This window comes from Loktanella sp. S4079, from assembly GCF_000967725.1.
Taxonomy (GTDB): Bacteria; Pseudomonadota; Alphaproteobacteria; order Rhodobacterales; family Rhodobacteraceae; genus Yoonia.
Map to the genome: position 1 here is coordinate 17,218 of NZ_JXYE01000006.1, position 16,610 is coordinate 33,827.

Annotated in this window: 16 protein-coding genes; 10 read left to right on the top strand and 6 right to left on the bottom strand. The window is 54.8% G+C overall.

What is annotated here, in order from left to right:
- Window positions 1-4 precede the first annotated feature (4 nt).
- From TW80_RS13315 to TW80_RS13330, 4 genes are read right to left on the bottom strand one after another with little or no spacing between them, the layout of a single operon-like run.
- Window positions 5-931 (bottom strand): electron transfer flavoprotein subunit alpha/FixB family protein, encoded by a 927-nt coding sequence (locus TW80_RS13315; RefSeq protein ID WP_045997938.1) that lies wholly within the window; start codon window positions 929-931, stop codon window positions 5-7.
- Window positions 931-1,692, bottom strand: coding sequence for an electron transfer flavoprotein subunit beta/FixA family protein (locus TW80_RS13320; RefSeq protein WP_045997939.1), 762 nt, complete (start codon window positions 1,690-1,692; stop codon window positions 931-933). The genes TW80_RS13315 and TW80_RS13320 overlap by 1 nt, the downstream gene beginning before the upstream one ends.
- On the bottom strand, window positions 1,689-2,879 hold the full coding sequence (locus tag TW80_RS13325) for an acetyl-CoA C-acyltransferase (RefSeq protein WP_045997940.1): 1,191 nt from the start codon (window positions 2,877-2,879) through the stop codon (window positions 1,689-1,691). Before TW80_RS13325 ends, TW80_RS13320 begins: the two co-directional genes overlap by 4 nt.
- The gene (locus tag TW80_RS13330; protein WP_045998174.1) at window positions 2,872-4,377 is read right to left on the bottom strand and encodes a class I adenylate-forming enzyme family protein; all 1,506 of its coding nucleotides are present in this window, start codon (window positions 4,375-4,377) and stop codon (window positions 2,872-2,874) included. Before TW80_RS13330 ends, TW80_RS13325 begins: the two co-directional genes overlap by 8 nt.
- A 172-nt stretch (window positions 4,378-4,549) precedes the next feature.
- Here TW80_RS13330 and TW80_RS13335 point away from each other — a divergent pair, with 172 nt between their 5' ends.
- Entirely contained in the window at window positions 4,550-5,275 is a 726-nt protein-coding gene (locus tag TW80_RS13335; RefSeq protein ID WP_045997941.1) for an IclR family transcriptional regulator, read from the top strand.
- A 7-nt stretch (window positions 5,276-5,282) separates the two neighbouring features.
- Here TW80_RS13335 and TW80_RS13340 read toward each other — a convergent pair whose 3' ends face one another.
- A complete protein-coding gene (locus TW80_RS13340) occupies window positions 5,283-5,750 on the bottom strand; it encodes a MaoC family dehydratase (RefSeq protein WP_045997942.1) in 468 nt (155 codons plus the stop codon).
- A 17-nt stretch (window positions 5,751-5,767) separates the two neighbouring features.
- Entirely contained in the window at window positions 5,768-6,766 is a 999-nt protein-coding gene (locus tag TW80_RS13345; RefSeq protein ID WP_045997943.1) for an NADPH:quinone oxidoreductase family protein, read from the bottom strand.
- A 143-nt stretch (window positions 6,767-6,909) separates the two neighbouring features.
- Here TW80_RS13345 and TW80_RS13350 point away from each other — a divergent pair, with 143 nt between their 5' ends.
- The 9 genes from TW80_RS13350 to TW80_RS13390 all read left to right on the top strand — a co-directional run bounded on the left by TW80_RS13350 (window position 6,910) and on the right by TW80_RS13390 (window position 16,610).
- The gene (locus TW80_RS13350) at window positions 6,910-8,070 is read left to right on the top strand and encodes an acyl-CoA dehydrogenase family protein (protein ID WP_045998175.1); all 1,161 of its coding nucleotides are present in this window, start codon (window positions 6,910-6,912) and stop codon (window positions 8,068-8,070) included.
- A gap of 10 nt (window positions 8,071-8,080) precedes the next feature.
- Window positions 8,081-9,196 carry an acyl-CoA dehydrogenase family protein gene (locus tag TW80_RS13355; protein ID WP_204218507.1) on the top strand — a complete coding sequence of 372 codons (1,116 nt, stop codon included), beginning with the start codon at window positions 8,081-8,083 and terminating at the stop codon, window positions 9,194-9,196.
- Between the two features lie 57 nt (window positions 9,197-9,253).
- Window positions 9,254-10,450, top strand: coding sequence for an acetyl-CoA C-acyltransferase (locus TW80_RS13360; protein WP_045997944.1), 1,197 nt, complete (start codon window positions 9,254-9,256; stop codon window positions 10,448-10,450).
- A gap of 12 nt (window positions 10,451-10,462) precedes the next feature.
- Window positions 10,463-11,113 (top strand): histidine phosphatase family protein, encoded by a 651-nt coding sequence (locus tag TW80_RS13365; protein WP_045997945.1) that lies wholly within the window; start codon window positions 10,463-10,465, stop codon window positions 11,111-11,113.
- 7 nt (window positions 11,114-11,120) lie between these two features.
- Complete coding sequence (locus tag TW80_RS13370; protein ID WP_045997946.1) at window positions 11,121-12,146, top strand: phosphotransferase family protein; 1,026 nt, start codon at window positions 11,121-11,123, stop codon at window positions 12,144-12,146.
- 145 nt (window positions 12,147-12,291) lie between these two features.
- Window positions 12,292-13,536, top strand: coding sequence for a branched-chain amino acid ABC transporter substrate-binding protein (locus TW80_RS13375; protein ID WP_239450552.1), 1,245 nt, complete (start codon window positions 12,292-12,294; stop codon window positions 13,534-13,536).
- Window positions 13,537-13,612: 76 nt separating this feature from the next.
- Window positions 13,613-14,569, top strand: a complete 957-nt coding sequence (locus TW80_RS13380; RefSeq protein ID WP_045997947.1) for a branched-chain amino acid ABC transporter permease — start codon at window positions 13,613-13,615, stop codon at window positions 14,567-14,569.
- A complete protein-coding gene (locus TW80_RS13385) occupies window positions 14,566-15,855 on the top strand; it encodes a branched-chain amino acid ABC transporter permease (protein ID WP_052700987.1) in 1,290 nt (429 codons plus the stop codon). The genes TW80_RS13380 and TW80_RS13385 overlap by 4 nt, the downstream gene beginning before the upstream one ends.
- Entirely contained in the window at window positions 15,852-16,610 is a 759-nt protein-coding gene (locus TW80_RS13390) for an ABC transporter ATP-binding protein (protein WP_239450553.1), read from the top strand. Before TW80_RS13385 ends, TW80_RS13390 begins: the two co-directional genes overlap by 4 nt.

Genomic DNA, 16,610 nt, shown 5'->3' on the forward strand with positions numbered 1-16,610 from the left:
CATTTCAAACTGCCTCTGTCAGCGCAGGCACGACATCAAACAGGTCGGCAACCAGCCCGTAGTCAGCGACCTGAAAAATCGGAGCGTCTTCGTCTTTGTTGATTGCGACGATGATTTTGCTGTCCTTCATCCCCGCAAGATGCTGGATCGCGCCCGATATCCCGGCTGCGATATACAGCTCTGGTGCGACAACCTTGCCAGTTTGGCCGACTTGCCAGTCGTTAGGGGCATAGCCTGAATCCACAGCAGCACGTGATGCACCCACGGCAGCGTCCAGTTTATCAGCCAAAGCTTCGATGATTTTGAAATGCTCTAGCGAGCCAACACCGCGCCCGCCAGACACGACGATCTTGGCAGAGGTCAACTCTGGGCGGTCGCTTTGCTGCACCTTGTCCTCGATCCATGTCGACAGGCCGGGATCTTGTGCCACCGCGAGATTTTCGATTGGGGCGGAACTAGTTTGTGCAGCGGCGCTAAATCCAGCGGTGCGAACAGTCAGCACCTTCTGCGTGTCTAGTGATTTAATCCGTTGAATAGCGTTTCCCGCATAAATCGGACGATCAAATGTCTCGGGGTCAACGACCTCTGTCACATCGGAAATGACCATAACATCAAGCAGCGCACTGACGCGCGGCAGAATGTTTTTGGCACTCGCAGTGGCCGGCGCAACGATGTGCGAAAAGCTATCAGCCAGTGCCACCACAAGCGCCGCGACCGGCTCTGCTAGGTCATTGCCATAAAGGATGTCATCGGCGCAAAGCACCTTGCTCACCCCAGCCAAAGTTGCGGCCATCGCGGCAGCATCGGAACAAGCGTTTCCGGCACATAGAATAGTGATGTCGCCCAGTGCCTGCACGGCAGTCACCGCCTTTGCCGTTTGATCAAGCGAAAGTGCGCCGTTCGTTATTTCAGCCAACAATAGAACAGACATCAAATAACCCCCGCTTCGTCTTTGAGTTTGGCAATCAGTTCGTTCACGTCCTTGACGATCACGCCCGCCGAGCGTTGTGGCGGCTCTGAGGTGCTGATTAGCTCATGCCTGGGCGTAATCTCGACGCCCAGTTCCTCTGGCGTTTGGATCGTTAGTGGCTTTTTCTTAGCCTTCATAATGCTGGGCAATGTAGCGTAGCGCGGTTCATTTAATCGTAGATCCACGGACACAATTGCGGGCAGTTTGACCTTGATCTTTTGCAGGCCACCGTCGACCTCGCGGGTGACCACAGCAGCGCCATCCTCTAGCGCTACCTCAGAGGCAAAGGTCGCCTGCGACCAGCCCAGTAGGGCGGACAGCATCTGCCCGGTTGCGTTCATGTCATTGTCAATTGCCTGCTTGCCGCAAAGCACCAAGTCTGGGTTCTCCTGCGCGACAATTTTGGCCAGCAATTTCGCGACGCTCAGCGGTTCAATATCATTGTGAACATCGGCGCTGGCCTCAATCAAAATCGCGCGATCTGCCCCCATTGCCAGAGCAGTACGCAGCGTTTCCTGCGCTTGCTTCACGCCAATGGAAACAACCACAATCTCTGTGACTTTGCCTGCTTCTTTGAGGCGAATTGCCTCTTCGACGGCGATTTCATCAAAAGGGTTCATCGACATTTTGACGTTGCTCAGATCAACGCCGCTGCCGTCAGATTTGACACGCACCTTGACGTTGTAATCAATCACACGTTTTACGGGGACTAAGACCCTCATGCTGTTGCCTCCACAATCATTGCGATGCCCTGCCCCACCCCGATACACATCGAGAGGCAGGCATATTTTCCACCTGTTTCCTGTAAATTCCGAAGCGCCGTCAGGATGATCCGCGCACCGCTGGCCCCTAATGGATGGCCCACGGCGATTGCCCCGCCATGTGGGTTCAGTCGACTGTCGGTTTCATCCAGCCCTAGATGTTTGCAACAAGCCAATACTTGCGTAGCAAAGGCCTCGTTGATTTCGATCAGATCCATATCCGCGAGGGTCAAACCAGCACGTTCTAGCACCTTAGGCACGGCATGGGCCGGACCTATCCCCATAACGCGCGGCTGCACCCCAGAGACTGCGCCAGAAATGATACGCCCCATCGGCTTTGCCCGATCAGTGGCCGCACCAATCATCAGCATCGCCGCGCCATCGTTCACGCCCGACGCATTTGCTGCCGTCGTGACACCCCCGTCGTAAAGGGGGCGCATTGCGCTGATCTTTTCGAGGTGCGTTTCTGGACGCGGATGTTCATCGTGGTCAACTACAGTGATTGCGCCGCGGCGTCCGGGGACGTCAATCGGGGTGATCTCGGCGTCAAAAAATCCACGCGCCCTAGCGATCTCAAACCGTTGTTGCGAGGCAAAAGCGTAGGCATCTGCCGCGCCCCGTGAAATATCGTAATCCACCGCGAGGTTGTCTGCCGTTTCAGGCATCGCGAAATCACCATAGGTCGCGGCAATCTTGGGGTTGGGGAAACGCGTGCCAATCGCGGTGTCATAAATTTCGCTACTACGCTGCCAAGGTTGCGCGCTTTTGGCGATGGCAAAGGGCGCGCGCGTCATGCTTTCGACGCCGCCAGCGATATATAGCGGGGCCTCGCCCAATGTGACCGAACGCGCCGCATCAAGGGCGGCTGCCATGGACGACCCGCACAACCGGTTGACCGTTAAGCCACCTACGGTCACAGGCAACCCAGCCAAAAGCCCGGCAAACCGTGCGACATTGCGGCTATCCTCGCCAGATTGGCAGACGTTCCCCAAAATCACATCTTCGACCATCTCAACTGGAAAGCTGCTGCGCGCGACAAGTTTTTCGATGACCTGCGCCGCGAGATCGTCAGGACGCACACCCGCAAGCGCACCGCCATGACGGCCGAACGGACTGCGCAGCCCGTCATACACAAAGGCATCAAGCATTTTTCTCAAGGTCCAATTGCCGGAGTTTGTCGTCAAATACAGAGGTCAATGACCCCTTTAGGATTTTGCCTGTCGCCGCTTGGGGCAGGCTTTCAACCGGGATGATGTGCAAAGGGACCTTGTAGGACACCAAATGCGACCGCATCCAAGCACGCAGCTCTGGCTCTGTGACGGGGGCTGCCAAGGTTACAAATGCAATGACGTCTTCATTGCCGTCGCGCGCGCGCCCGACCACTGCCGATTGCACAACCGCGCTATGTGCATTCAGCGCGCTTTCGACCTCGGCCGGGTAGACGTTGAAACCGGAATGAACGATCAATTCCTTACAGCGCCCAACAATATGAATTGCCCCATCGGGATCAATGCGTCCGACATCTCCGGTTTTCAAAAAGCCGTCTGCTGTCATCGCCTTAGCGGTCGCATCGGGGTCTTTGTAGTACCCTTTCATAATGTTTGGCCCGCGCACACAAAGCTCGCCAGCACCATCATCGGATTCATTGCGCAGCTTGATCTCAAGTCCCGGCAGCGCCAGCCCCACAGATGTATCTGTTCGCAAGTCGTCCAACCGCGTGACAGAAATGGTTGGCGATGCTTCGGTCATCCCGTAGCCATTATGCATATGAATACCAAAGCGGCGCTCGATCTCATCCTTCCAATTCGGGTCCAAAGGCGCACCGCCAGAAGACACAATACGCAGCGGCGTCTCGACACGATCAACGCCAGTTTCGTTCATCTCTTTGAGAAGTGCCGCGTACATTTGCGGCACCGCAGGGAACAAAGTGATATTATCGCTTAGCACCTCAAGTACGCGCTTGGGTTCAAACCTTGGCATCAAACGGATCGTTGCGCCTGCATCCCAAACTGGAAACAAAATACCGCCAAAGCCATAGACATGGGTGCCCGGAAGAACACCCAGCACAATGTCATCCTCTTCCATGCCCCGAACGCCGCTGGTTGCTTCTGCGGCAAAGATCAAATTGGCATGTGTCAGCATGACCCCCTTGGGCGTTCCAGTTGTGCCAGACGTATAGAAAAGGGCCGCAACCTGATCTGCTCCGGCTTCCACCGGCTCTGGCTCCACTTCAACAACCGGGGAAACGACGATGCGCCCGCAGTCTTCTTGCCCTAGGTCAACTCCACCGAAGATCTCAGAATGAGCGAGCGCGGCAGATGAATCATCGACCGTATAGAAGATACACCGCGCGCCTGAATGGGTCAGAGCGTTTTTGATATCGTGCTCTGTGACACGCGCGTTCACTGGCACGACCCAAGCGTCTACTTTGCTGATCGCCAAAATGGCCGCCGCATAGGTCATGCCGTTCTCAGCCAACAAGATCACACGGTCCCCACCGCGCACGCCATGACCGCGCAGTTTCTGCGCAATCCCATCTGATATCCGATCCAAATCGGCATAGCTGTACGACCGACCATCATCGTCGATCACAGCGATACGTTCAGACGGACTCCCCTCTATCAGTTCATGAATTCTACGCTTCATCTGCCAGTTGTTCTCCTCTTGAGAAGAAACAAACACAGATTCTATATTGCGTCAACATGCAATGCATTGCTTTACTATGTGAAGCACTATTGTAGAAGTCGTGATGCGCTTCACCCCGCCCTAACGGGCGGCTAAACTGGGCGGGCGCATCAAATTTTGCGAAGGAAAACAGGTGACCGAGGAAACAGATAGACGATACGCTTCGACGCTCGCAAAGGGCTTGCAGGTCTTGCGCGCGTTCAGCCAAAAGGACGCTTCTCTTGGGAATCGGGAAATTGCGCGTCGGACGGGGCTGCATTCTTCGACCGTTTCGCGCATGACATATACACTGACCAAACATGGTTTTCTGGTGCAGCTACAGCCCTCCGAATCGTTTCGGCTCGGGCCGGCGGCGATTGCATTGGGCTACACCGCACGCGAAGGGTTCTCCTTCTTGTCGTTGGCCGACCCGATCATGCAAGAATTAGCGGATGACATTTCTGCGCTGGTTGCTGTGGGCGTCCAAGATGGCGAGGCCGTGATGTTAGCCCGCGTCTGGCGGCCCCGTGGACGACCAGCGATTTGGCTTCAGGAAGGGCATCGTTTGCCCCTAGATCACAGCGCGCCCGGACGCGCGATCAAAGCAACGACCGCGGCATCACCCGAAGACAGCGATCAAACCGTCGCAGACCGGCAATCTTTAATCATCAAAGGGTACGTCACATCCTTGGGCGGTTGGAACGCCGAAGTGAACGCCTGTGCGGTTCCATTCGTGCCGGATCAGACTGGACTGCCGTTCGCATTTTTGTGCGGCGCGGGAATGGATGAAATGCCCAAAGAACGCATTCACGAAGAAATCGGACCAAAGCTGATCACAAAGGTCAATGCGCTCAAGGTGATGCTTGGGCTACCGCAATAGGTCCGCCCTAGTCGTCGAATATTGTGAGCCCCAGCCAGGTCGCCTTGACGGCTGGGGTTTGCATACCCTCGATCTCAATGGAGAGCGCATAAGTCCGCAGCAATTCCAGTGGCTTTCGCTTGACCGCTTGCTCAAGGATAAATCTACCGCGAATACGAGCACCGGATCGAACAGGGGCCAGAAAGCGGATGCGATCAAACCCATAGTTAACGGACATGACAGCGCCCTTAGACGGGGGAAGTGCGGTTTGGGCAAAATGCGCGGCAAGCGATAGCGTCAAGAATCCATGCGCAATGGTTCCCCCAAATGCTGTATTCGCCGCTTTCTCGGGTGCGGTATGAATCCACTGCCGATCCAAAGTCGCTGCGGCAAAGGCATCAATCCGCGCTTGGTTGAGCAACACCCAATCAGACAGTCCAATTTCACGACCTATAGCCTTCTGGCTTTCGGCAAATGCCATTTCAATTGCAGACATATGTGGTTTTTTCCCTGTTAGCCGTGAATGGCGACAATGACTTTGCCCATGACCTTGCGATCCGACATCATATTCAACGCATCAGCCGCCTGCGCCAGTGGAAAACGCGCGTGAATGCGTGGCCTTATCTTGCCTTCGGCATAAAGCTGGAACAAATCAGCCATGTTTTCGGCATGTCCGTTAGGGTCATGACGTACCGCAGCCCCCCAGAATACCCCAATAATCTGGCTTCCCTTTAACAGTGGAAGGTTCAAAGGCAATTTTGGAATACCCGCTGGAAATCCAACAACCAAATATCGCCCCTGCCAGCCGATTGCACGCAGCGCAGGTTCGGCATAATCACCCCCAACGGCATCATAGATTACATCCGCTCCCTGCCCGTTGGTAAGCGCCTTGACCTGATCCGAAAACGCACGCTGCGCATCACGCGTCATATCGCGCGGATATATAATGGTATGATCCGCACCAATAGAACTGCAAAAGCGCGCTTTGTCTTCTGTCGAAACCGCCGCAATCACCGTTGCGCCCGCTGCCTTGGCGAGTTCGATTGCCGCAGCACCAACCCCACCAGCGGCCCCCAGAATCAGCAGTGTCTCACCCGGCCTAAGCTGGGCGCGATCCTTTAGCGCGTGATGTGACGTTCCATAGGTAAAAATGAAACAAGCCGCATCTTCAGAAGGCATTCCATCTGGCACTTTGACAGCCCGATCCGCCGTGAGCGTCATATGCGTTGCAAAGGCTCCGTGACCAGTCAACGCAAGCACCCGTTCGCCTTTCTCAAATCCCGCAACGCCTTCACCTATACCAATGATTTCGCCACAAACCTCTCCACCCGGGGCAAAGGGGCGCGGGGGCTTAAATTGATACATGTCCTTAATAATAAGGGTATCTGGAAAATTCACGCCTGCAGCATGCACCTGAATGAGCAACTCTCCCGCTTTGGGTTCAGGCATCGACATTTCGGTCATTTCTAGCGTCTCGGGACCTCCGGGTTCCTTGCTTATCATGGCCTTCATTGTGGTGTCTCCTCCTCGTTCGAATTGTGTTTTTCACAACATCGAAAGACAAGCGGGTTGTCAATCATTTTGCGAAATGCCATTCTGCTATGCGAAATGATCGCAGCAACCATGATCTGTTCGCTGCGATCGGGAGGAACAAAATGATTGGCATTGAAGAACCTGAAGCGTTCAGATTTGCAGTGCGCGCGTGGATCGCGGAAAACTGCCCAGCCGAGATGCGTGATGGTGATCATAGCCCCGCGCATATCTGTTGGGGTGGTCGTAACTGGGTATTTGAATCACAGGCGCAACAGCTCTGGCTCGAACGCGCATCAGCGGTTGGTTTAACAGTTCCCACATGGCCACGCGAATATGGCGGCGCAGGGTTGGATCGAACTCGCGAAAAGATCTACCGCGAAGAACTGGAACGGGCCAACGCGCGCTTGCCGCTACAGAGTTTCGGGATTTGGATGCTTGGCCCTGCCCTATTGCGATTTGGAACGCCCGAACAGAAACGCGCGTATCTGCCACCCATCGCGCAGGGAAAAATGCGCTGGTGTCAGGGGTATTCCGAACCCGGTGCTGGATCTGACCTCGCTAGCGTACAAACCAAATGCGACGACCAAGGCGATCATTGGCGTGTCAACGGGCAAAAAATCTGGACATCCTACGCAGATAAGGCCGACGCGATCTTCGCTCTTGTCCGCACGGACAAACACGCGCCAAAACACAAAGGTATTTCGTTTTTGCTCGTCGACATGGCGTCAGATGGGGTCTCGACCAAGCCAATCAGATTGATTTCGGGTAGCTCCCCCTTTTGCGAGACCTTCTTTGATGATGTGCAGGTCCCAAAGGATCGGGTTGTCGGAGAAGTTAATGGCGGCTGGGATGTCGCAAAATATCTTCTGACGCATGAACGCGAAATGATCTCGGGCGGAGGCACTGGGGTTTCCGGTGGCCGTGCACTCGGCGCCGTTTTGGCAGATGCCTACCCCGACGGACTGGCCGATCAAACATTGCGCAATCGGGCGGTAGAAACCGAGATTGACGCGCTTGCGATTTCACTAACGCTGGATAGATACAAGGATCAGTCATCTGCAGGGCAAGGCGTCGGTCACGCCTCTGCAATGCTTAAATACCTAGGCACAGAACTGAACAAATCGCGGCACGAATTCATCATGTCGGCCTATGGCAGCAACGCCTTGGAGTGGGGCGCTGGGTTCGCTGAACCTTGGTTGCGCTCCAAGGCAAACTCCATCGAAGGCGGCACGTCCGAAGTGATGCTGAGCATCATCGCGCGCCGCGTCTTGGACCTACGATAAGGCAGAGCAGATGACCGGATTAGCACAAACCACTGACGAAACGATGCTGGTCGAATCCGCCCGGAGTTTCATTGATCAAGCCGCACCAGTTAGCCACCTACGCGGGCTGCGTGATGCGGGTAAAACCTACGATCCCGACCTTTGGGCACAGATGGTTGCAATGGGATGGGCGGGCGTTCTGATCCCGGAAAACGCAGGTGGTAGCGACATGGGTTTTACCGCCGCCTGCCTGCTTTCGCAAGAAATGGGCAAGACGCTGGCCAGCAGCCCTTTCATTTCAACGGCCGTCATTGCGGCGACCGTGTTTCGCCACGCCGCGCGAGACAAATCACAAAAGGCGCTAAAGGAAATAGCCAGCGGTCATCGCATCTACGCTATGGCAATTGACGAGCGCGGCAAATTCGCCCCAGAGCAGGTTCGAACCTACGCAAAATCTACAGACAAAGGTTATGAGTTGAGTGGAAGCAAGGTCTTTGTCGTTGATGGTGGCTTTGCAAATCGGCTGCTGATCCTTGCGCGGACGGACGAGGGGCTGACGCTCTTTGATATTGCTGCTGATGCTACGGGCGTGGAAATTAGCCCAAACTCGATGATTGACAGCCGAAATGCGGCAAACATCACTTTGGATCAAGTTGCACTAAAGAGTGATGCAATTGTTGGCAGCGCAGGCAAAGCGATGAAGGTGCTGGCACCCGCCCTGCATGCCGGACAAGCCGCCGTCGCCGCAGAGGCAACCGGCCTCGCGATTGCTGCCTTTGATATGACCATCGCCTATCTCAAAGAACGCACCCAATTCGGTGTCAAAATCGGCAGCTTTCAGGCCCTTCAACATCGCGCAGCGCATCTGTGGTGCGAGATTGAGGCCACGCGCTCTGCCCTGATGAACGCAGGCCGCGTCTTAGATCAATCCCCGCAAGATGCAGGGCTTGCTGTGTCGCTCGCAAAAGCACGCGCGATGCAAACAGCACGATTAGCCGTTTCGGAAGGCGTGCAAATGCACGGCGGGATCGGCATGACCGATGAATTTGACATGGGCTTTTACATGAAACGCGCCCGCGTTCTGGCCGAATGGCTGGGCGACTATGGCTATCACGCAGAAAAAATTGCGCAGGCCCGCGGGCTCTGACGGAACGCCCCCTGACCAACACAAAATTCAGAAATTGACGAACAAAGGATCTTAATCATGCGCAACGCAGTCATCGTATCAACGGCCCGCACGCCAATCGGCAAAGCCTATCGCGGCGCGTTTAATGCAACCACGCCGACCGCGCTTGCGGCACATGCGATCACTCATGCTGTTGAACGCGCAAATATTGATCCGGCACAAATCGAGGACAGCATTTTTGGCGCTTCGCTCCAACAAGGGGTGCAAGGTGGCAATATCGGCCGTCGTGCTGCATTGCGTGCAGGGCTACCTGTGACGGTTGGCGGGATGTCGATTGATCGCCAATGCGCCTCTGGCTTGATGGCGATTGGAACGGCCTGCAAACAGATCGCGATAGACGGTATGAATGCGGTGGTCAGCGGCGGCGTCGAAAGCGTTTCGATGGTTCAGAACCAAGAATTCCGGGCCGGCTCTGATCCGTGGCTGGTCGCCAACAAACCCGAGGCCTATATGACCATGCTGGAAACCGCCGAAACGGTTGGCGAACGATATGGCGTCCCACGTAGCGATCAAGATGCTTATGCTGCCCAATCGCAGGCCCGCACGCATACCGCCCAACAAACTGGTAAGTTCGACGACGAAATCGTGCCAATCACGACAATCAAAAAGGTCCAGAACAAAGAAACCGGCGAATGGTTCGACCAAGAGGTCACCCTGACCAAGGACGAAGGCAACCGCCCAAGCACGACCGCCGAAAGCCTTGCCGCGTTAGAGCCCGTTTTTAAGGACGGTATCCACATCAAAACGGGCAAACACATCACTGCGGGCAACGCGAGCCAGCTTTCAGATGGGGGTTCAGCCGTTGTTGTTATGGAGGAAAATTTCGCAGCCCAAAACGGCGTAACCCCGCTGGGCCGTTGTGTCGGAATCACCGCAGCGGGATGTGAACCCGACGAGATGGGCATCGGGCCGGTATTCGCCGTGCCAAAACTGCTCAAGGCGCATGGTCTCAAGATGGATGACATTGGGCTTTGGGAACTCAATGAGGCGTTTGCCGTGCAGGTGCTGTATAGCCGCGATCAACTTGGTATTCCCGACGAAATCTTAAACGTGAATGGCGGCGCGATTTCGATCGGTCACCCCTACGGGATGTCAGGGGCGCGCATGGCTGGCCATGTTTTGATCGAGGGCAAACGACGTGGAGTCAAATACGCGGTGGTGACCATGTGCGTTGGTGGCGGAATGGGCGCTGCTGGCCTTTTCGAAATCTTTTGATACTGGCGCGGTATGGCTGAGCTTTTGATCATTCGGCATGGGCAGGCTTCTTTTGGGGCAGCAAATTACGATGCCTTGTCTGATTTGGGTAAACAACAAGCCAGAATTGTGGGTGAACTATTGCGCGCCTCTGGCTGGGTCCCCGACCGCGCAATTTCCGGCACACTCGATCGGCAAATTGATACGCTTGCCGCGATGGGGTTCGCTGTCACGCCAGAACAACACAGCGGGTTTAACGAATATGATTTTCAGGATTTGCTAAACGCCAGAACGTTAACGCCCAGCAATACCAAAGACCAACCAGATCGCAAAACCCATTTTCGCCTTTTGCGTGAAACGGTGCACGCTTGGATGCGCGACGAAATCCCCGACGCGTCAGAATCCTGGGCTGGGTTTACCGAACGCGTTGAACAGGCCCGCCGTTTCGCCATTGCGGGTAAGGCTAAGCGAACCGTGGTCGTCAGTTCTGGCGGTGTGATTGGCCAGATCGTGTCTCGCACTTTGGGTGGCGCGGTCGAAAACATGATGACGCTCAATCTGCAGATCAAGAACACTGCTATGACACGCTTTGTCTATTCAGATCGCGGTTTTTATCTGCACGAATTCAACAGCACCCCCCATTTCGCACAGGGCGAGGGCGCTGATATGATCAGTTACAGCTAGTGAAATGATGAAAACAGATACGCAAAATCTCGACCTTGTGGCCGTTACAACCTATCTGTCCGATCACCTACCGGGGTTAGACGGGCCGATCACCGCATCCAAATTTCAACAGGGTCAGTCCAACCCGACATTCCTTTTGCAAACCCCGACAAAGCGTCTGGTTCTGCGGCGCAAACCGCCGGGGCAATTGTTGAAATCTGCCCATGCCGTTGACCGCGAATTTCGGGTCCAATCCGCATTGGCAAATAGCGATGTTCCGGTGGCAAAAATGCTGCACCTTTGCCATGATGAGTCCGTCATCGGATCCATGTTTTATGTCATGGAACATGTCGATGGGCGAAACTTTGGCTTTCCGCATTTGCCGGATGTGCCCGTCAGTGAACGCACCGCGATCATGACTGAAATGAACCGCGTGCTGGCCGCCTTGCATGATATCGACATCGAACAGCGGGCGCTGACCGATTATGGACCACCCGGCAATTACTTTGAACGACAAATCAATCGCTGGAGCAAACAATATCGCGCCTCGGAAACCGAGACCATTCCAGCCATGGATCGCCTTATTGCGATGCTGATCGAACAGATACCCGCCGATGACGGGCAGCGCGGGTTGGTCCACGGGGACTATCGGATCGACAATATGATTTTCGCCCAAGACAACACCGATTGCCTGGCAGTGCTTGATTGGGAACTATCAACCATCGGGCATCCCTTTGCGGATCTAGCTGCGGTGATCATGCAATGGCAAATGCCCGTCGGGGCCGAAGGCCGCGGACTAGAAGGGGCAGACCGCAAGGCATTGGGTCTGCCAAGTGACGCCGATTTCATTGCCCAATACTGTGACCGCAGACGCCTTCCACAGATCGAGAACTTTGGTTTTTACCTGTCGTTTTGTTTTTTCCGCATGGCTGCGATCATCCAAGGCGTACGCAAACGCGCGCTGAGTGGGAACGCATCAAACCCCGAACGCGCAGCCAAGATCGGTGCCAAAGTCCCGCTATTCGCGCAGCGCGGGGTAGACGCACTGAGATAGACCAATCGCCATTTCCGAAATGATATTTCGCAAAGCGAAACAAATTTGTTTGAATAACGCAGGACATGTGCAAAACTGATTCAATAATCAAAGGTCGCAAGCGCATGTCGACTATCGTGACCTAATTCTTTGGGAGGAGAAAAACATGAATAAGACGATGAAAGGACTATGCGGTGCGGTCGCAGGCGCGCTCTTGACCACCAGCGCGTCCTACGCAGATACAATCAAGATTGCGTTTATCGACCCGCTGTCCGGTCCTTTTGCGGCAACCGGGGAAAACGCCTATCACCTGTTTCAATATGCAGTTGATGCCGTCGTAAATGACCAAGGCGGCGTTTTGGATGGCGACACATTTGAACTGATCGGGCTTGATAACAAGATCAGCGCAACTGAAACGCTCATCCACTTGCAGACCGCGATTGACGATGGCGTGCGCTATATCGTGCAAGGGCAATCATCTGGCGTCGCCGCGGCGCTGATCGACGCGATCAGCAAACACAATCGCCGCAACCCGGATCAGCAAGTACTATTCTTGAACTACGCCGCGATTGATCCTGCGCTAACCAACGAAGCATGCAGCTTCTGGCACTTTAGTTTCGATGCAAATTCGGACCTAAAGATGGACGCTTTGACAGACGTTATTGCACAAAGTCCAGAACTAACGTCAGGCTATCTCATCAACCAAGATTATAGCTTTGGCCGCGCTGTCGCCGCGAGCGCAACCGCAATGTTGGCCGACAAACGCCCGGATATCACAATTGCGGGCGACGAGGTCCACCCAATCGGTCAAGTCAAAGACTTCACCCCCTACGCCCGCAAAATCGTCTCGTCCGGGGCAGACTTTGTGATTACGGGTGCGTGGGGCGCTGATATGTATGGGCTGGGAACCGCTTTGATTTCAAACGGTTTTACCGGACCAATCTACACCTATTACGCTGCAGCAAGCGGGATCACCGCCGGCTTTGGTGAGGCAGGCAAAGGATCATTGTTCATTGTCGCCGAAGGGCAGACGAACCCGCCAGTATCAGAAGAGGCTGCGCAATATGTCAGTGACTTCAAAACCGCGTTCCCCGGTGAGAATTTCACCCTCGCCCGGACGTCCAATGTGATGCGTATGCTCGCAGCCGCCATCAATGAGGCTGGCACCGCCACAGACGTGGTGGCAGTGGCCAACGCGCTCGAAGGGCTTGAGATCGAAAATCCTTTTGGTGGGACGCTCTATATGCGCCCGGACAATCATCAATTGATCCAAGATGTTCACGTCATGGCGCATACAGACGAAGATATTGTCAACGCGCTGGACGGATCGCCTTTTGGGTTGCGGGTTTCAGATACTGTCGCAGCGGCGGGTCGCGACGCTGCCTCCTCGTGCGAGATGGATCGTCCCTGAGTCAGCTCGCACAGGCACCCGACCGTCATTCCCCGGTCGGGTGCATTGACGTCGCAAAAAACGCCGGAGAAACGAAATGGACCTCTTGTTGGTCAACCTTATTGACGGTCTCGTCACGGGACTGTTGCTCTTTATGCTATCAGCCGGGCTGACGCTCATCTTTTCGATGATGGGCGTTCTTAATTTTGCCCACGCCAGTTTTTACATGCTTGGCGCATATTTTGGCTATCAGATCAGCCTTTATATGGGCTTTTGGATGGCTCTTGTTTGTGCGCCCGTGATTGTCGGGTTTCTTGGTGCGGTGGTCGAGCGATACGGCCTGCGGCGCGTTCACCAGCATGGGCACGTCGCCGAATTGATCTTTACCTTCGGTCTGGCGCTTTTGATCGAAGAAGCGGTGCAGTTCTTTTGGGGCAAAAGCCAAGTTCCGTTTATGCCCCCTCAAGCGCTCGACTTCGCGCTATTCTCAATCGCAGGCAATGCCGTTCCGGCCTACAAGGTCTTTATGATCTTTGTTGCCATCGCGATTTTTGCTGGGTTGCTCTTTGTGCTGACCAAGACCCGGATTGGAATGATCATTCAGGCGGCGCTTAGCTTTCCGCGCACGGTCGAAGCACTTGGGCATAACGTGCCTTTGATTTTTATGTGTGTCTTTGGGGTGGGGACTGCCCTTGCCGCTGTGGCAGGCGTGATCGCTGGACCAGTCTTGGGGACCTTTCCGGGCATGGCGTTTGCATTGGGATCGATTGTCTTTGTTACAATTGTCGTCGGCGGGCTTGGTTCGTTAAGCGGGGCGCTTTATGCGTCATTGCTGATCGGCTGGATCACCACCTTTGCCGCGTCCTATGACGTTGGGCTTGCGGATATTCTGAACGCGATAGGCGTTGATCAACCTCTTGATATGCGCAACAGCCCGTGGCGTGATTTCTGGTCCATCACACTATCCCAGGTTGGACCGATCCTGCCATATTTGCTGATGGTGCTCACGCTTATTTTCCGCCCGCATGGTTTGTTTCGAAAGGGTGGCTTATGACTGACACAACACCACAAATGACAGACACCGGACCTATGGGGCTTCGCCTAAAATCGGCGATGCCTTGGTTATGCGCTGCATTACTCTTGCTAATCTTGCCGCAGATATTCTCGGCGAATGCGACCATCACCTTGATGAACCAGATGGCCATCACCATCATATTTGCGCTCGCGTATAATATGCTATTGGGCCAAGGCGGAATGCTGTCGTTCGGCCACGCTGTTTTCATGGGGCTTGGTGGCGTCTTTGCCGTCCACGTCATGAGCTATGTCGAAGCCTTTGGCGCACCGCTTCCACTCCCGCTCTTGCCCTTGTTTGGTGGGTTTGCAGGGCTACTTTTGGCCTGCGTCATTGGCAGCTTTTCGACACGGCAGGCCGGGACAGTTTTTGCGATGATTTCACTTGGCGTGGGCGAGTTGATCGCTGCCTGCTCACTGATCTTTGTGACCTTCTTTGGCGGGGAAACAGGGGTGTCAGCTGACCGGACCTATGGCTTGCCTGTTTTCGGCGTCGAATTTCTACGCCAATCAGAGGTCTACTACCTGATCGCCGCTTGGCTGCTGTTGTCCGTGTTTTTGATGTATCTTTACACGCGCACACCGATGGGGCGTATGGCCAATGCGGTGCGCGATAACCCTGAACGGGCTGAATTCTTGGGCTATTCCGCGCGCTGGGTCCGTTTTTATTCATTTATCTTCTCGGGGTTCTTTGCTGGCATCGCTGGTGGACTTTTTGCGCTGAACTACGAGATTATGACATCCGAAAGCATGAGCCTCGTCCAGTCGGGCAAGATCCTGTTGATCACCTTTCTTGGTGGGATGGGATATTTTGTCGGCCCGATCATTGGCGCGATCGTGTTTACTCTGCTGACAACGGTGCTGGGCCGCTACACAGAGCTGAGCGCGCTCTACGTCGGCACGGTCTTTGTTCTGACGGTGATGTACTGCCCGCGCGGGCTAGCTGGCCTCCTGATGATGCACGAACCGGCATATCGCTTAGGGAAATTACGCAGGCTAGTTGCGCCATATCTAAAGGTGCTGATCCCCGTACTGGTTGCGACACTTGGCTGCGCGGCTCTCTTTGAGATGCTTTTCCACGTCAGGCACGCCCCGCCCGGGGATCATGAAATGCGCCTGTATTGGGTCACCTTCGACAGTCACAGCCCTATCGCTTGGGGGATTGTCATTGGCGTCACATTGCTGGCCATCATGACGACCCGTGCGCTGATCCCACATATCAAAGACGCTTGGCATGACGCCAACACCATCGACAAAGGGGCATCATGACACACGCTCTCGATATTTCCGGTCTCAAGAAAAGTTATGGCAAAGCCGAGATCATTCGCGGCGTTGACCTGCACATTACCAAAGGCGAACGCCACGCGATTATTGGCCCAAACGGTGCAGGCAAATCGACACTGTTTAACCTGATCACCCGGCGCATGGCCCCAAGCGCAGGCAAGGTTCACCTGCATGGCCAAGACCTAAACGGGCTAGTCCCCTGCAAGATCAACCGCATGGGGCTGAGCCGTTCCTTTCAAATCAGCAACATCTTTCCAAGAATGAGTGTGTTTGAAAATATCCGCTGCGCGCTTTTGTGGTCGATGGGATTCAGATACTCATTCTGGTCGCTGGTCGATCGGTCGAAACCACTGACAGAGGCAGCGGATGCGATCATCGAACAAATCAACCTCACATCGCGGCGTAACATTCCTGCTGGGGTGCTTTCCTATGCGGAACAGCGTGCGCTCGAAATCGGGCTAACAATTGCCGGTGGCGCCGATGTCGTCATGCTTGATGAACCCACTGCCGGGATGAGCAACACCGAAACGGATTACATCGTTGAACTCATCCGCAAAGTGACGGTCGATAAAACATTGGTCATGGTCGAACATGACATGGGCGTCGTCTTTGGGCTGGCAGACCGGATTTCGGTGCTGGTCTACGGCAAGATCATCGCGACAGGTACACCCGAGGAAATTCGCGCAAACCCAACAGTCCAAGAAGCCTACCTTGGGACGGCAATCAAGGCGGAGCAATAA

Coding starts and splice junctions, on each gene's coding strand:
- TW80_RS13315 (WP_045997938.1), bottom strand. CDS start 931: ATGTCTGTTCTATTGTTGGCTGAAATAACGAACGGCGCACTTTCGCTT.
- TW80_RS13320 (WP_045997939.1), bottom strand. CDS start 1,692: ATGAGGGTCTTAGTCCCCGTAAAACGTGTGATTGATTACAACGTCAAG.
- TW80_RS13325 (WP_045997940.1), bottom strand. CDS start 2,879: ATGCTTGATGCCTTTGTGTATGACGGGCTGCGCAGTCCGTTCGGCCGT.
- TW80_RS13330 (WP_045998174.1), bottom strand. CDS start 4,377: ATGAAGCGTAGAATTCATGAACTGATAGAGGGGAGTCCGTCTGAACGT.
- TW80_RS13340 (WP_045997942.1), bottom strand. CDS start 5,750: ATGTCTGCAATTGAAATGGCATTTGCCGAAAGCCAGAAGGCTATAGGT.
- TW80_RS13345 (WP_045997943.1), bottom strand. CDS start 6,766: ATGAAGGCCATGATAAGCAAGGAACCCGGAGGTCCCGAGACGCTAGAA.
- TW80_RS13350 (WP_045998175.1), top strand. CDS start 6,910: ATGATTGGCATTGAAGAACCTGAAGCGTTCAGATTTGCAGTGCGCGCG.
- TW80_RS13355 (WP_204218507.1), top strand. CDS start 8,081: ATGACCGGATTAGCACAAACCACTGACGAAACGATGCTGGTCGAATCC.
- TW80_RS13360 (WP_045997944.1), top strand. CDS start 9,254: ATGCGCAACGCAGTCATCGTATCAACGGCCCGCACGCCAATCGGCAAA.
- TW80_RS13365 (WP_045997945.1), top strand. CDS start 10,463: ATGGCTGAGCTTTTGATCATTCGGCATGGGCAGGCTTCTTTTGGGGCA.
- TW80_RS13370 (WP_045997946.1), top strand. CDS start 11,121: ATGAAAACAGATACGCAAAATCTCGACCTTGTGGCCGTTACAACCTAT.
- TW80_RS13375 (WP_239450552.1), top strand. CDS start 12,292: ATGAATAAGACGATGAAAGGACTATGCGGTGCGGTCGCAGGCGCGCTC.
- TW80_RS13380 (WP_045997947.1), top strand. CDS start 13,613: ATGGACCTCTTGTTGGTCAACCTTATTGACGGTCTCGTCACGGGACTG.
- TW80_RS13385 (WP_052700987.1), top strand. CDS start 14,566: ATGACTGACACAACACCACAAATGACAGACACCGGACCTATGGGGCTT.
- TW80_RS13390 (WP_239450553.1), top strand. CDS start 15,852: ATGACACACGCTCTCGATATTTCCGGTCTCAAGAAAAGTTATGGCAAA.